At 69.9% G+C, this 13,855-nt stretch carries 14 protein-coding genes; 5 read left to right on the forward strand and 9 right to left on the reverse strand.

The window, feature by feature from the left end; genetic code table 11:
* Nucleotides 1-35: 35 nt before the first annotated feature.
* On the reverse strand, nucleotides 36-947 hold the full coding sequence (locus tag M4V62_RS21030) for a LysR family transcriptional regulator (protein WP_249588794.1): 912 nt from the start codon (nucleotides 945-947) through the stop codon (nucleotides 36-38).
* A gap of 163 nt (nucleotides 948-1,110) precedes the next feature.
* On the opposite strand from M4V62_RS21030, the gene M4V62_RS21035 reads away from it, so the two are divergent.
* Complete coding sequence (locus tag M4V62_RS21035; protein ID WP_249588795.1) at nucleotides 1,111-2,412, forward strand: SGNH/GDSL hydrolase family protein; 1,302 nt, start codon at nucleotides 1,111-1,113, stop codon at nucleotides 2,410-2,412.
* A gap of 131 nt (nucleotides 2,413-2,543) precedes the next feature.
* Here the strand turns inward: M4V62_RS21035 and M4V62_RS21040 are convergent, their stop codons facing one another.
* The 7 genes from M4V62_RS21040 to M4V62_RS21065 all read right to left on the reverse strand — a co-directional run bounded on the left by M4V62_RS21040 (nucleotide 2,544) and on the right by M4V62_RS21065 (nucleotide 9,444).
* Nucleotides 2,544-2,738, reverse strand: coding sequence for a DUF1918 domain-containing protein (locus M4V62_RS21040; protein ID WP_249588796.1), 195 nt, complete (start codon nucleotides 2,736-2,738; stop codon nucleotides 2,544-2,546).
* A gap of 61 nt (nucleotides 2,739-2,799) precedes the next feature.
* On the reverse strand, nucleotides 2,800-2,967 hold the full coding sequence (locus tag M4V62_RS43930) for a carbohydrate-binding protein (RefSeq protein ID WP_425575254.1): 168 nt from the start codon (nucleotides 2,965-2,967) through the stop codon (nucleotides 2,800-2,802).
* Nucleotides 2,968-3,429: 462 nt separating this feature from the next.
* On the reverse strand, nucleotides 3,430-5,406 hold the full coding sequence (locus tag M4V62_RS21045) for an FUSC family protein (RefSeq protein WP_249588797.1): 1,977 nt from the start codon (nucleotides 5,404-5,406) through the stop codon (nucleotides 3,430-3,432).
* A 76-nt stretch (nucleotides 5,407-5,482) separates the two neighbouring features.
* Entirely contained in the window at nucleotides 5,483-6,514 is a 1,032-nt protein-coding gene (locus M4V62_RS21050) for an endonuclease/exonuclease/phosphatase family protein (RefSeq protein ID WP_249588798.1), read from the reverse strand.
* 137 nt (nucleotides 6,515-6,651) lie between these two features.
* Nucleotides 6,652-7,506 (reverse strand): hypothetical protein, encoded by an 855-nt coding sequence (locus M4V62_RS21055; RefSeq protein WP_249588799.1) that lies wholly within the window; start codon nucleotides 7,504-7,506, stop codon nucleotides 6,652-6,654.
* Between the two features lie 76 nt (nucleotides 7,507-7,582).
* Nucleotides 7,583-8,434, reverse strand: coding sequence for an ABC transporter permease (locus M4V62_RS21060; protein ID WP_249588800.1), 852 nt, complete (start codon nucleotides 8,432-8,434; stop codon nucleotides 7,583-7,585).
* Complete coding sequence (locus tag M4V62_RS21065) at nucleotides 8,431-9,444, reverse strand: ATP-binding cassette domain-containing protein (protein WP_249588801.1); 1,014 nt, start codon at nucleotides 9,442-9,444, stop codon at nucleotides 8,431-8,433. The genes M4V62_RS21060 and M4V62_RS21065 overlap by 4 nt, the downstream gene beginning before the upstream one ends.
* Before the next feature lie 131 nt (nucleotides 9,445-9,575).
* Between M4V62_RS21065 and M4V62_RS21070 the strand changes: the two genes are divergently transcribed.
* Nucleotides 9,576-10,016, forward strand: coding sequence for an SH3 domain-containing protein (locus M4V62_RS21070; RefSeq protein WP_249588802.1), 441 nt, complete (start codon nucleotides 9,576-9,578; stop codon nucleotides 10,014-10,016).
* Between the two features lie 98 nt (nucleotides 10,017-10,114).
* Nucleotides 10,115-10,507, forward strand: coding sequence for a hypothetical protein (locus tag M4V62_RS21075; RefSeq protein ID WP_249588803.1), 393 nt, complete (start codon nucleotides 10,115-10,117; stop codon nucleotides 10,505-10,507).
* A gap of 94 nt (nucleotides 10,508-10,601) precedes the next feature.
* Here M4V62_RS21075 and snpA read toward each other — a convergent pair whose 3' ends face one another.
* On the reverse strand, nucleotides 10,602-11,267 hold the full coding sequence (gene snpA, locus M4V62_RS21080) for a snapalysin (RefSeq protein ID WP_249588804.1): 666 nt from the start codon (nucleotides 11,265-11,267) through the stop codon (nucleotides 10,602-10,604).
* Nucleotides 11,268-11,487: 220 nt separating this feature from the next.
* Here snpA and M4V62_RS21085 point away from each other — a divergent pair, with 220 nt between their 5' ends.
* Entirely contained in the window at nucleotides 11,488-12,426 is a 939-nt protein-coding gene (locus M4V62_RS21085; RefSeq protein WP_249588805.1) for a LysR family transcriptional regulator, read from the forward strand.
* 256 nt (nucleotides 12,427-12,682) lie between these two features.
* Nucleotides 12,683-13,792: a hypothetical protein gene (locus M4V62_RS21090; RefSeq protein WP_249588806.1), complete on the forward strand. Its 1,110-nt coding sequence runs from the start codon at nucleotides 12,683-12,685 to the stop codon at nucleotides 13,790-13,792.
* Nucleotides 13,793-13,855: the final 63 nt, after the last annotated feature.

A 13,855-nucleotide genomic window follows, 5' to 3' on the forward strand; every position in this document is an offset into this window, starting at 1 on the left:
GCTGCGGGTGTGCTTGGAACGGGGTGCGGGCGCGCCTAGAACGGGGCGGGGCCGCCGTTCGCCGCGACCGTGTCGCGGACCGCGCGGACGAAGGCCTCCAGGCGCGGGGTCCCCTCGGCGGCCGTGCGCCAGATCAGCGCGACATCGGCCGACGGGACGTCCGTCAGGGGCACGAAGGTGATGTCGGGCCGTGCGTAGTACTTCTCCACGGACGCGATGACCGGCGAAAGACCCTGCCCCGTGGCGACCAGCGTCATCAGCTCCTGGAACCCGGCGACGGACTGGCCACGGCGGATGGGAAGGCCGCTGGGCGTGCGGGGCGGGACGTGGAAGTCCCACCAGTAGGCGGGCGCTCCGTTGACGACGCCGAAGAAGGTCTCGCCCGCGAGCTCTTCGAGGGACACGCTGTCGCGCCCGGCAAGGCGGTGGCCGAGCGGCACGGCGAGCATGCGGGGTTCGTTGATGACGACGGGTCCGACGGTGAGGTCCGGCTCCTCGACGGGCAGGCAGGTGAACAGCACGTCGGCGTCGCCGCTGCGGAGCGCGCCGAGCGGGTCCCCGAACTGGGTCTCCCGCATCCGCACGTCGCACCCCGGGCAGCGCTCGCGGAACGTCGCGAGAATCGCGGAGGTCAGCGTGCCCGCGCCCGACCCGAGGAAGGCCACGGTCAACTCGCCCTCGACGCCGCGGGCCACGTCCTGGGCACGGGCGACGGCGGCTTCCATGCGGACGTGGAGAGGGGCGAGGTCGTCGTACAACTGGCGCCCGAGCGGGGACATCTCGACGCGTCGGCTGGTCCGCTCGAAGAGGGGGGCGCCGATCTTGCGCTCCAGTTTCTTCACGGTCTGGCTGACGCGGGCCTGGGAGAGGAGGAGGCGTTCGGCGGTGCGGCCGAAGTGGAGTTCTTCGGCGAGGGTCAGGAAAGTCTCCAGCTCCTGGCGTTCCATTTCGCTGCCACCCCGTCCCTGACCTGCATCGATAAGTCTGAGCGTATCGATCGTTTCATGGATCGTCGTTGATCGGGGGGTGGCGGGGGCGGATCTTAGAGGAGTCCGGTTCTTCGCCGGTCATCACCATCCTCCTCAACCCCTCAACTCCTCGGAGATTCCCATGCTTTCGCGTGCTCGCACCCGTACCTCTCTCGTCGCCGCCGCTGCCGCGCTCGCCCTCACCGCCGGTCTGGCCGTCACAGGGGCCCACGCCTCCGGCTCGGGGGCGGGCTCACGGCCGTCCGGGCCCGCCTGGACCGCCGCCTGGGCCGCGTCGCCGCAGCGCGCCAGTACGGGCTTCAAGGCCAACTGGTCGGAGGACGGCTTCTCGGGCCAGACCCTGCGCCAGGTCGTACGCGTCACGGAGGGCGGCGACAGAGCCCGCATCCGCCTCTCCAACGCGTACGGGACCTCGCCGCTGCACATCGCCGGGGCGACCATCGCGCGTACGAAGAAGGGGGCGGCGGTCGAGGAGGGGTCGGTGCGGCGGCTGACGTTCGAGGGGAGGCGGTCGGTGGAGATACCGGCGCACGGGCAGCTGTCGAGTGATGAGGCGGGGCTTGAGCTGAAGCCGTTCGAGTCCGTGACGGTCACGCTTCACCTGGCCCGCACCACCGGGCCCGCGACCTTCCACGCGCAGTCGTTCGCGACGAGTTATCGGGCGGACGGGGAGCATGTCGGGGACACGGGGGCGGGGGCGTTCGACGAGTCGACGGAGTCCTGGTACTTCCTGTCGGGGGTGGATGTCGCCGGCGGTGGCGTTGCCGCCGGCAAGAAGGCGCGCCGGGGTGGGGGTGTTGTTCTGTTCGGTGACTCCACCACCGACGGGTTCGCCTCCTCCACCGACCTCAACCGGCGCTGGTCCGATGCGCTTGCCGAGCGGCTGGCCAAGGCGGGGGCGCCTCGGCCGGTCCTGAATGCCGGTATCGGCGGGAATCTCGTGCTCAACGACTCGGCCTGGTACGGGGAGAGGGGTACGGCTCGCTTCGGGCGGGACGCGTTGGACCTGCCGGGGGTGGGGACGGTGGTGGTCCTGGAGGGCCTGAACGACATCGGGTTCAGCGAGAGCGACACGCCTACGTATAAGCCTGCGCCGAAGGTGAGTGCTGAGGAACTCATCGCGGGGCACCGGAAGTTGATCCGGGCCGCGAAGGCGAAGGGGGTCAGGGTGGTGGGAGCTACGTTGTTGCCGCTCGGGGGGTCTGATCACTATGGGGAGCGGGCGGCGGAGGTGAGCGATGCGTTTAATTCTTGGGTGCGGAATTCTGGGGAGTACGACGCGTACGTGGACTTCGACCGGGCTCTGGCTGATCCCGCGGACGGGGAGCGGCTTGCTCCGCGGTTCGACAGTGGGGATCATCTGCACCCGAATGATGCGGGGTATCGGGCGATGGCCGAGGCTGTGGACCTCGAAGCGCTTTAGTCCCCAACCCCGCCCCTTCCCGGCTGCATCTATTGGCGGCTCCGCCGCGGGCCGCTGGCGCGGGGGCCTTGCGTGCCGTCATCACCGGCTTCGCCGAGTTCGTCCTCAAACGCCGGACGGGCTGAGGAGGACTATTCGCTCTCGGTAAAGGTGGACGCGATTTCGATGTCCGGGCCGGGACTTACGAGTTGCTCGCTTCCGTCAGTGAAGCGCACCAGGTACGGCGGGGCGCCGTCTGCTCCCAGCACTTCTGTGATCTTCCCGGATCGGCTAGTCAGGCTTGCCCGATCCTGCATGACAACTTCATCCCCGACATTCGCTGGCATGGTGCCCGCCCTTCGCTATGACATTGCTGGTGACGCACCGAACCTTTTGGTGCGATGGATGTCAATTCCCCGATTGATCACTCTTGAGCTTCTCCCAGAGGTGGGGAGCAGCAGGAGGAGTCCAGTCAGTCTGAGAAAGGTGCGGCTGGGTGACTTTATATTCATGTCCGTCGTATTGGGCGATGTCACCGTGGCCGTATTGCGTGTTGGGTGTCCAAATCGATGCCATTTAGCGTCACCTTCTACTGTGTATTTTTCGATCCCGAGGGGTCAAGGACTACCGCTCTGGGATCTTGGGACGCCATGTCTCTTCCCACGAAGGGCGCTTTGAATCACCCGGCTCCAAAGAACTACGAACCGTACCGCTCTGGCCAAAGCTCTCGATTAGAAGGTCCCCACGCCCCGAACTCACCGCATCCGTAAGCGCTACCGCCCGGCGGATGGGCAGCCGAACGCGTCAAACCGCTTCGGTCGTGAGCTGGTGACCAGGGGGTGGCCCCCCGCCCCTCCCGCAAAAGAACGGCAGGGAGGCAAAAAAGACTCGCGCCACGCCGCACGAGGACTACAAGCTGACCTGACCGACCATGCCCGCTTCAGGATCACCTGTCGGCGACGAGATCCCCACCCGTAGTCACAGGCGCAGGAAAGAATTGGGGAAAGCCCCGCAGGGACCGCCTGGACCCGCACTCCTTCACCCCCTCGGCGAGGCAATCGCACGCGCGGCGACCACCTCCTGGCGGAGTGGTTCCAGGACGCTCTCCTGCGGCCCGGTGAACTCCGCCGGTACCTCCTCCAGAATCTCCGAGCCCCTCAAACCCTCCGCCAACTCCCGGAGTTGGCGAGCGACCTCCCCCACCTCCGTCAGCGTCGGCTCCCCCGCCCCATGGCGGATCCGCACCGCCGCAGCCGTCGTCGCGTCCACGATTCGTTCGACCGCGATCACCAGCGGCCACCACGCCGCGGCCCTCGCCCCCATCGGCGGCGGCTCCGTCAGTGCTCGCTGGAATTCCGTGCGGATGACCGACAGATCCCGGTACAGGCCGCGCCGCATCCGCGCCCGCGCCGCCGCGTCCACCGCCGTGCCGAACGCGCTCTCGACGTACGACGCCGTGTCGGCCACCGTGTCCGCGAGGCGGTCGCCGATCCGCGTGTGCCAGCTCTCCGGCCACAGCAAGTACCCCGCCACCAGCGAGATCGCGCAGCCAATCAGGCTGTCGACCAGGCGCGGCACGACGAGCCCGAAGCCCTGGTGGTTCAGGACGTCCGACAGGAGCAGGATCACCGGGGTGATCGCGGCCGTCTGGTAGCCGTAGCCCCGTGGCGTGAACGCCGGGATCAGGGACGCCAGGACCAGTATCACCGGCACGTCCCACCAGCCCCTCGGTACCTGCGACAGAACCGCCGCCGCCACCACGAGCCCCGCCGCCGTGCCCAGCGCCCGCAGCACCGCCCGCGAGAAGACCGAGCCGAAGTCGGGCTTCAGTACGAACGTGACGGTGAGCGCCACCCAGTACGAGCGCGGCACCTCGATCAGTGACACCAGCGACTGCGCGATGCCGATGCACAGGGCGAGGCGCAGGCCGTAGCGCCAGGACGCGCTCGACAGGATCACGTTGCGCGCCGCTCTGCGGGCCCGCACGCGCAGGGCCGCCGGGCTGCCCAGGCGGTCGTCGCTGTCGTCCTTGATCGTCACGATGCCGTGCGGATCGGCGTCGTTGAGGAGTTCCGCCACGTGCCGCAGGGCGTGGTCGACCGCGTCGGCCGAGGGGTCCGGGGGTGCGGGCAGCTCGGGGGCCGGGATGTCCGCGTCCCGGGGCGTCGCCACCGCGTCCGCCAGGCGCCGCACCTCCGCGGGGAACTCCGGCGGCATCGGGACCCCGCACTGGTGCGCGGCGGGCGCGGCCTCGATGACCGGCGTGATCGCGTTCAACTGGGCGATCAGGCGCACCAGATCGGGGTTGCGGCCGTGCGAGCGGGTGCGGCGCGCGAGGACCAGGTCGTACGACTTGTTGAGGGACGTCGTCACCTCGGCGCGCGCTTCCTCGTACCGTTCCGTGCCCGCCGCCTCCAGGAGCGCCGCCACGCTGCGGTAGGTCCCGGCGACGGCGGCACGTTCCGGGACGCCGGACCGGAAGGGCCATGCGAGGAGGGCGAGGGCCAGGACCAGGAGGCCGCCGCCGGTCATCAGGACGGGGGCCAGCCACCACTCGCCCGGCATCGGAAGCCCCGCCCCCACCACGGAGTTGAGCAGCAGGAGCAGGCCCGACACGGACGCCACGGCGCCGATCGTGGACATCATCCCGGAGACCAGCGCCACGAGGGTGACCACGCCGACCGCCACCCAGCCGTGCCCGAAGACGAGCGAGCCGATGGTGACGCCGAGCGCCCCGAAGAGCTGCGGGACCGCGATGTTGAAGATCCGCATGCGGTACGCGTCGGCGGTGTCGCCGATGACCCCGGAGAGTGCGCCCATGGAGGCGAGCGCGCCGTACGCGGGCTGTCCCGCCGCGAGGCCGATGAGGAGTGGCAGTGACATGGCGACGGACGCGCGTGCCACGGCCGCCCACGGGATCGGCGCCGCCTGCGGTTTGAGCGTCCTGACCAGCCAGGGAGGTGGGGCGAGGGCGCTCAGAGGGCCCGGTGGTGCGGGTGAATCGCGGCGGGGCATGCGGTCATTATTGCCGCCCTTGCTGCCGCTTTGCCCTGCCTGACCTGCGTTCCAGCAGTTCGGCCTGACCTGCGTTCTAGCTGTTCGGCCTGTGCAGCGTCAGGTCCACCACCAGGGCCCGGTGGTCCGTGTCGCCGATCTCCAGGAAGCGGGCGTCCTTGGCCGAGAAGTCCGGAGTGGCGAGGACGTGGTCGATCTGGGTGCCGAGCGGCGACATGAGGTCGGCGGGCCAACTGGGGGTGCGGGCCGAGCCGGAGAGGGCCGCCGCGTCGCGTACGCCGCCGGTGTCCAGGATGTCGCGGAAGGCCGCGTGGTCCTGGCTGGCGTTGAAGTCGCCCGCGATGATGGTGGAGCGGTTCGCGCGCCTGCCCTCGGCGGCGTAGTCGCGGAGTTCGGCGAGTTCGGTGCGCCAGGTGCCGAGCTGCTTGGGCAGCGGCGGCATGGGGTGGGCGAGCTGGATCCGGACCTGGTGGCCGTCCTTCAGCTCGGCCACGGCTCCCGGCATGCCCAGGGTGCCCGCGAGGCCGCTCGCCTTCTTCAGGGGCAGCTTGCTGACGATCACCGAGCCCTCGGCGCCGCCTGCCTCGCTGGCGGTGCGGTAGGGGTAGTCGGAGCGGGGCAGTTCGGCGCGCAGGGTGTCCGAGCAGGTGTAGTCGCACTCCGGGACGAAGAGGAGGTCCGGCTTCTCCTTGCGGACCGCCTTGATCAGACCCTGGGTTCCCTGGCCGAACTCCACGTTCGACGCCATGACGCGGAGGTCGGCGACCGCCGGTCCCTTCGGGTCGTCCGTCTTGCCGTACGGCTCCAGGAACCAGGCGACGCCGCCGAGCGCGACGACTCCCCAGACGAGGCCGACGCGCCAGCGGGCGAGTGCCGCGAGCAGGAGACCGGCGACCGTCGGGGCGAGGAGGAGGGGCAGGAAGGCGAGGAGCTGCGGTACGGGGGTGACGCCGTCGGAGTCGGCGATCCTGAAGCCGAGGATGGTGCTGACGGCGGCCAGGAGGAGAGCGGCCAGCCAGGCGGAGGGCCGCCGGCGGGGGCGCCTCTTCGCCTGCGGCTCGGGCCAGTCCCCCGTGGGGGCCGTCGCCGCTGCCGTCGCGCTGTCCAAGGGGCGGCCTTTCCGTCTGGGGTCTGTGCCGAATCTTCCCCTAGAGACGGCGGGAGGTGGGTGGGGGTTGCATTCCCCGATCCCGCCCCTTCCCGAAACCATGGGGCTCCGCCCCCTGGACCCCCGACAAGATGGCCTCAAACGCCGGCCGGGCTGGACCTGCCAGATGGTCTCCGGCGCCGCAGCAGCCACGCGGCAAGCGCAACCACCAGCCCCACCCCGAGAATCACCCATCCCGCCAAGCTCAGCGCATGCGTCAACGCGTCGTAGACCGCCTCCGCGGCCGGGCGGGAGACGTCCTTCGGCAGGTCGTCCAGGGTCAGGCCCCGGCCCACCATGACCGCCACCGCAAGGACCGCCCCCGCGAGGCCCGCGCCCAGTGCCGTGCGGATGATCGCTCGGCGGCGGTGCACCGCCAGGAGGATCCCCGCCACCGCGAGGAGTACCGCCGCGACCGGGAGCCAGAGGCCCGCCATCTGGAGCATGTGGAATCCCTTCCCGAAGGGGCCCAGGTCCGAGGACTCCATGAGCGTCACCTCGGTGTGTCTGACCGGGATGTTGTCCGCGAACGGCACGTCGTCATCGGTCAGTTGTTTCTTGACCTGCTCGGTGATGGGCGCCAGGTCGATGGTGACCGCGCCGCCGTCCGAACGGTCGCTCAGCGCGTCCTGCACCGCGTCGTGCGCCGCGCGGTTCGCCGCGTTCCAGGCCGTCTTGAACGCCTTCGTCTCGGTGAAGGACAGCACCGCGTCCCGTACGAAGGAATCGACGGTGCCCTGGAGCGGGCCCACGTCGATCTCCTTCATGACGGAGTCGGTGACCGCACCGGCCACGGCGTCCCGCACATCGGGGTCGGAGGCCAGCGGCGCCATCGTGGCGACGTACGCGTCGGCGTCCTCGATCTCGTACTTCGCCCAGGTGGAGAGCGCACCGAGCGGCACCAGGAGGACGGCGAGGACCAGCAGGACGGCGGACAGCGGGCGTCTGAACACGTCCCCAAGGAGAAGTCCCGGTCACGCTGGGCGCGACCGGGACGAGTGCATACGGGGCAAGGACTCCCCCTGCCGGTTACTTCCGGTTGTAGAGGCGCATCGTCACCGGGCCGAAGACCGCCACGAGCAGCACCGCCCAGCCCAGCGCCCAGAGAAGCGACGAGCCCGGTGACGTACCCGCCATCAGATCGCGGACCGCGGAGGCGACATGGGTGATGGGGTTGTTGTTCACGAAGGCCTGGAGCCAGCCCGGCATCGTCTCGGGCTTCACGAAGATGTCGCTGAGGAACGTCAGCGGGAAGAGCACCATCATGCTGACGCCCATCACCGACTTCTCGGTGCGCAGCAGGAGGCCGAACATCGTCCACACCCACGAGAAGGCGAAGGAGAAGACCAGGAGCAGGAGCACTCCGGCCAGGACGCCGAGCACCCCGCCGTCCGGGCGGAAGCCGATGATCATGCCTACGGCCAGCATCACCAGGGACGCGATGGCGTAGCGCAGCATGTCGCCGAGCAGGTAGCCGACCATCACCGAGGGGCGCCAGATCGGCAGCGTACGGAAGCGGTCGAAGACGCCCTTCTCGATGTCGATGTTCACCGAGACGCCCGTATACATCGTGATCATGACGACGGACATCACGAGGATGCCGGGCAGCAGGTACTGGATGTACTCGCTCGGCGATCCGGCGAGCGCGCCCCCGAAGAGGTACGTGTACATCAGCACCATCATGATCGGGAACGCCGTCACGTCGAAGAGCTGCTCCGGCACATGCTTGATCTTGAGCATGGCCCGCCAGCCGAACGTCAGGGACGCGGAGACCGCGCTGGGGCGCTGCGGCCGGTCACCGGCGATGAGCAGTTCGGCGAGGGACTCGGTGCTGACGGGCGCCAGGTCCTGGGCCTCGGTCGTGGTGGTCGCGGTGCTCATGCCTTTGCCTCTTTCTCCGCCATGTCTTTCGCCGCCATGTCCGTCGCGTGATGCGGGGTGCCGGTAAGGGCCAGGAACACCTCGTCCAGGCTGGGCTGGCCGAGGGAGAAGTTGTCGACGGTGATCCCGGCGCGGGCCAGTTCGGCCAGGGCGCGCGATGCCTTCTCGGCGGCGTCCGTGCCGTTGCGCTCGCCGTTGCCGACGCGGGCGGTGAGGGCGACCGGGTCGGGCTCCAGCTGGACCTCCGCGTCGAGCGCGACTCGCAGCGCCTTCGCCGCGTCCTCCCGCTGGTCCGCGTCCCGGAGCCGTACGTGCACCGAGCCCGCGCCGACCGACGCCTTCAGTTCGCCCTTGGTGCCCTCGGCGATGACCTTGCCGTCGTCGATGACGGCGATGCGGGACGCGAGGTGGTCGGCCTCGTCCAGATACTGCGTGGTCAGCAGGACCGTCGTGCCGTGCGCGACGACCGCGCGGACGATGTCCCAGACCTGGTTGCGGCTGCGCGGGTCAAGGCCCGTCGTCGGCTCGTCGAGGAAGAGCAGGTCGGGGGTGTTGAGGATGGACGCCGCGATGTCGATGCGGCGGCGCATGCCGCCGGAGTAGTTCTTCACCTGGCGGGCCGCCGCGTCGCTCAGGCCGAAGGCCTCAAGGAGCTGCCCGGCCCTGCTGTACGCGGCCTTCTTGCCGTGTCCGGTGAGGCGGGCCAGGAGCACCAGGTTCTCGGTGCCGGTCAGGTCCTCGTCGACCGAGGCGTACTGCCCGGTGAGGCTGACCCTGCTGCGTACAGCGTCGGCCTCCCGCACGACGTCGTGGCCGAAGACGTGGGCGTCGCCGCCGTCAGGGCGCAGCAGGGTGGCGAGCATTTTCACGGTGGTGGTCTTGCCCGCGCCGTTCGGCCCGAGCAGGCCGTAGACCGTGCCGGCCGGGATGGTGAGGTCGACGCCGTCGACCGCGCGGTTGTCACCGAAGGTCTTCACCAGCCCCGCGGTCTCGATGGCCACGCTGTTCATGTCGTACGCCCTCTCCACGTCTGTGGTCGTCCGTTACGAGGGCAGACCGTCCCCGCGGCGCAAACTCATCGTCCGGTGGAGCACTAGCCCGAACGGGTGTTTGCTGGAAGAGGGGAAAGAGGAGGTCGATCATGCGGACCACTCCGGCCCTGAGGACCACTCCGGCCGCCCTGGGAACTCTCGCCGCAGCGCTCCTGACCGCAGGTGCGCTGTCCCTCGGAGGTGCTTCTCCAGCATCCGCCGCCGCGCCACCCACGCACAACCACCATGCGATCTGGGGCACGATCGTCGCCCCCGTCGACCTGAAGATCCGGGACATGCCGTCCACCAGCGCCACGATCGTCGCGAAGCTGCCCGCGGAGAGCCAGGACCGCGTCGAGTGCGTGACGCAGGGTACGAGCGTCTGGGGCGACACGTCCTGGTACTGGCTCGGCGGGGTGCAGGGCTGGGCGAGCGCCGCGTACGTCGATGTCGGCGGCCAGCATGTGCCGAGCTGCGCGTCCGCCGACCCGTGCAAGGAGTACAAGCCGTGCTGGGACACGTGCCAGGGCGGCTACAACCGCTACCACTGAAGGCGCCGAGTTGCCGGTCGGCGCGGGCGGGTGTGCCCTGGAGGGTGGGGCGGGCGTGACGCACCGCCCCGGGGGCGACCGTGTCAGGAGGAACCGTCATGGCTCACGTGGCATCCACTTCGACGGCACCGCGCCTGCTCGGCGGCTCCGCGGCCTCCAGGGCCGCGAGCACCGCCGCGCTCCTCGCCGTCGTCTACGGCATCTGGGCGGCGGGCATCGCGCGGGACGCGGGCCCCATCACCACCGGGAACGTGCTCCTCGGCGTCGTGGCGGGAGTCGTCGTCGGCGCGGTCTTCATGGGGCTGCGCAGAGCCGCGCCGCGTCTGCCGCGCGAGCTGCGCGCGGCGGCCTGGGCGGGCTTCGCCGGAGTCGCCTTCGGCTATCTGTACAGCCTGACCGACGCGACCATCCTGCGGTCCGTGATCATGTCGCTGGCGGTGGCGGGCGGCGTGTTCGCGTTGATGTTCTACCGCTACTACACGAGCGAGTGAGTGAGTGAGCGAACGGCCTTCGCCCTGAACACCGCTGTGCCCACCAGCGTCGAGCGCGCTGATGGGCACAGTGGGTGAGAGGAGAGGGGTCGGGTCAGCCGACCTTCTCCAGTCTGTCCAGCTTGTCCAGCGCCTTCGCGAGACCGTTGGCCCACAGCTGGTCCACCTGGGCACGCTCGTTCGCGTCCGGCTGCGAGTTGGTGCACGAAGTGCCCGGTCCGCCTCCGGACATCAGCTCGCTGCACGGGCCTTCGTAGTGGTCGGGAAGGCCGAGGACGTGACCCGTCTCGTGCGCGGTCACACGCGTCGAGTCGTACTGCTGGTTCTGCGCGTAGTCCAGGAAGATGTACCCGCTGCCGTGGCCGTCCGTGCTGGCGTACGAGCCACGCGGGTCATTGCCCTCGCGGTACTCGAAGCTCGCACCGCCACTCCCCTCCTGGAGCTTCACATTGGACACCGCGCTGTTCCAGATGGAGGTACTGCTGGCTATCTGCTGCGCGAAGGTCGGGGCACCGGAGGCGTCGTACACCACCGTGACCTGCTTCGCGCCGGGGTTGGCGGCGCGCTTCTCGGCGACCGACTTCAGGACGGCCTCGAAGAACGCCTTGTTGGCCGCGGCTTCCTCGCCGGAGCCCGCGTAGTTGGCGTACGCGGAGTTGACGGACGGCGCGGTGGGGGTCGCGGCCGTCGCCGATGTCGTGCCGAGACCGGCGGCAGCGAGGCCGATGACGGCCGCGACTGACAGGTAACGCTTGTTCATGTGGGGGGCTCCCTACTCGTTCCATGAAAGGTGAACGGTTCGGTACCGGGAGTGTCGGGGAGCCAGGGGCGTCCGGGGATGATGGCAAGTGGCGATAGCACCGGGCTATCGCCTGCCCTTCGCCAACCTTCCGGGCGGCTGTGCCTGTGCCCAACTCAGGTGGTTCCCGTGGGGTTTGTGAGTCTGGTGCGCCGACGCCCACCGCTCTACGCTCACAGCCATGGAGCTCGAGGTGAGGCACCTCCGCGCGCTGTGCGCCATCGCCGACACCGGCAGCCTGCACAAGGCGGCGCGCCAACTCGGCATGAGCCAGCCGTCGTTGACGACTCAGCTGCGCCGCATCGAGCTGGAGATCGGCGGCCAGCTCTTCGCCCGCGAACGCACCGGCTGCCGCCCGACCCCGCTCGGCCGTCTCGCCCTCAGCCGTGCCCGCCCCCTCGTCAGCGAGATGCGCGCGCTGGTCAACGAGACCAAGGCGGCGGCCGCCCGGGTGTCCGAGAGCCCGCAGCTGCGCATCGGATCCACGGCCAGCCGTGCCATACCGGGCTGGCTGCGGCGGCTGCGGCTTCGCCTGCCCGGCACCGAGACCTCGCTCCAGATGGACGTCTCCGCGAACGCGCTGCTGCGCATGGTCGCGGGCGGCCAGCTCGACGTGGCCTTCGTGCACGAGGTGGAGGGGAGTCCGCTGCGGCTCCCGGAGGGGCTGCGGCGGCGCGTCCTGGTCGAGCGTGAGCCGCAGTTCATCTTCCTGCCGGCCGACCATCCGGCGGCCGCGCAGCCCGTCGTCCACCTCACCGACCTCGCCGCCGACCGCTGGATGGTGGACCCGACGGTGGACGGCGAGTGGGACGGGCTGCTTCGGGTGCTCCGCGCGGCCGGGCTCAACCCCCGTGTCCTGCACGGGGATTACCTCACCGCGTCCTCCCTCGTCGCCACCGGCGAGGTCGTCACGGTCTGCCAGCCGACCTCGCGCGCGAGACCCGACATGGCGGTCCGGCCGCTGCACGGCGACCCGCTCGGCGTGCGGCTGCTCGTGGCGGCCCGTACGGAGGGGGAGCTCGACGCGGTGTACGGGGACCTTGAGGCCGCGTACTGGGAGGCGGCGCGCCAGGCTCCCGTCTATGGGGAGTGGCTCGCGGGGCGGGCGACGGCGGCGTGAGGCGTGATCCGGCGCTCTGGGCGCCTGGCGTGACCTAGGTCCCCGACAACTGGTGACCTTTGGCCACACCGCCTCTGACCTGCACTTTTGCCTGCTTTACGGTACTGGGTCGCCGTATCCGGCCGGTTGTTACGTTCTCTACGGATGACGCACACACAGCGCCCGTAGCTTCATGTCTGTCGCCGCCGCAAAGAGGCACAAAGACGGACAGTTCGACCGACCGACCAGTCACAGTCACAGTCACAAGGGATCCGCTATGCGCGCCACCCGCCGTACCTTCCGCACCGCCGCCATCGCCACCGGAGCGATCGCCGCTCTCGCCGTCCCGACGACGGCGGCCTTCGCCGCCGACGCCCCGTCGAACCCGCAGGGCCAGGTCGCCCCGGGTGACCAGACCGGCACCACGGACCAGGACCAGACCGGTCAGGACCAGACGGGCCAGGACAAGCAGACGGACGACGAGACGCCGAAGCCGGGCAGCTGGGAGTCGAAGGGCACGACCGACCTCGGCAAGGGCTGGTCGGCGAACGTCGACGTGAACGCGTCCGCGCGCACCGCCAAGGCCGCCATCTCCCTCGACGGCGCCGCCAAGGGCTCGCTCACCGCGTACGAGAAGTCCGCGAGCACCACCATCGACGGCAACACCTTCACCCTGACCCCCGACGGCACGGTCACCGCCAAGCTCGTGGACAAGGACAAGGAGAAGGACAAGGACAAGGACAAGGACAAGCCCGTCCCCGGCGGCTGGGTCTCCAAGGGCGTCACCGATCTCGGCAACGGCTGGTCCGCGAAGGTCGACGTGAACGCGTCCGCGCGCAGCGCCAAGGCCGCCATCTCCCTCGACGGCGCCGCCAAGGGCTCCCTGAAGGCCTACATCGACCCGTCGAGCACCAAGATCGACGGCTGCACCTTCACGCTCTCCGCCGACGGCACCATCACCAAGAAGGCGGCCCCCAAGCCCAAGCCGCAGCCCGTCGACAAGCGGGTCTACGTCCGCACCGACAAGCTGGCCGACGGCTCCACGGCCAAGATCTACAAGCTCGGCAAGAACCACTACCAGGCCGACATCTACGCCAAGGGCGTCAAGCTCGACACCCTCGACGCCAACGGCAGGTCCGCGACCGGCGAGAACAACGGTCTGCACGTCGTCCTCCGCCCCGACGGCACCATCAAGTCCTGGGTCGACGGCAAGACCGGCTCAGGTACCGGCTCCACGGTCGTCCCCAAGGGCGGCGTCAAGGCAGGCGCCGAGGACGTCCACCCGGCCGGCGACAGCACCCCGCTGATAGCGGCGGGCGGCGGCATGGCGGCGCTGGGCGCGGCGGGCCTCGGCTTCGCGGTGTACCGCCGCAAGCAGAACAACTGACCGCGCGGAAGCGGCGGTACGACGACGGGGCACCCCCTGGAAGAGGGGGTGCCCCTGACGCGT

The sequence above is a fragment of the Streptomyces durmitorensis genome, from assembly GCF_023498005.1.
Lineage (GTDB): Bacteria > Actinomycetota > Actinomycetes > Streptomycetales > Streptomycetaceae > Streptomyces > Streptomyces durmitorensis.

Bases quoted from the DNA above. Each gene is read 5' to 3' on its own strand.
- M4V62_RS21090 (WP_249588806.1), top strand. From the start codon at position 12,683: ATGCGCGCCACCCGCCGTACCTTCCGCACCGCCGCCATCGCCACCGGA.
- M4V62_RS21070 (WP_249588802.1), top strand. From the start codon at position 9,576: ATGCGGACCACTCCGGCCCTGAGGACCACTCCGGCCGCCCTGGGAACT.
- M4V62_RS21030 (WP_249588794.1), bottom strand. From the start codon at position 947: ATGGAACGCCAGGAGCTGGAGACTTTCCTGACCCTCGCCGAAGAACTC.
- M4V62_RS21085 (WP_249588805.1), top strand. From the start codon at position 11,488: ATGGAGCTCGAGGTGAGGCACCTCCGCGCGCTGTGCGCCATCGCCGAC.
- M4V62_RS21075 (WP_249588803.1), top strand. From the start codon at position 10,115: ATGGCTCACGTGGCATCCACTTCGACGGCACCGCGCCTGCTCGGCGGC.
- snpA (WP_249588804.1), bottom strand. From the start codon at position 11,267: ATGAACAAGCGTTACCTGTCAGTCGCGGCCGTCATCGGCCTCGCTGCC.
- M4V62_RS21060 (WP_249588800.1), bottom strand. From the start codon at position 8,434: ATGAGCACCGCGACCACCACGACCGAGGCCCAGGACCTGGCGCCCGTC.
- M4V62_RS21045 (WP_249588797.1), bottom strand. From the start codon at position 5,406: ATGCCCCGCCGCGATTCACCCGCACCACCGGGCCCTCTGAGCGCCCTC.
- M4V62_RS21065 (WP_249588801.1), bottom strand. From the start codon at position 9,444: ATGAACAGCGTGGCCATCGAGACCGCGGGGCTGGTGAAGACCTTCGGT.
- M4V62_RS21040 (WP_249588796.1), bottom strand. From the start codon at position 2,738: ATGCCAGCGAATGTCGGGGATGAAGTTGTCATGCAGGATCGGGCAAGC.
- M4V62_RS21035 (WP_249588795.1), top strand. From the start codon at position 1,111: ATGCTTTCGCGTGCTCGCACCCGTACCTCTCTCGTCGCCGCCGCTGCC.
- M4V62_RS43930 (WP_425575254.1), bottom strand. From the start codon at position 2,967: ATGGCATCGATTTGGACACCCAACACGCAATACGGCCACGGTGACATC.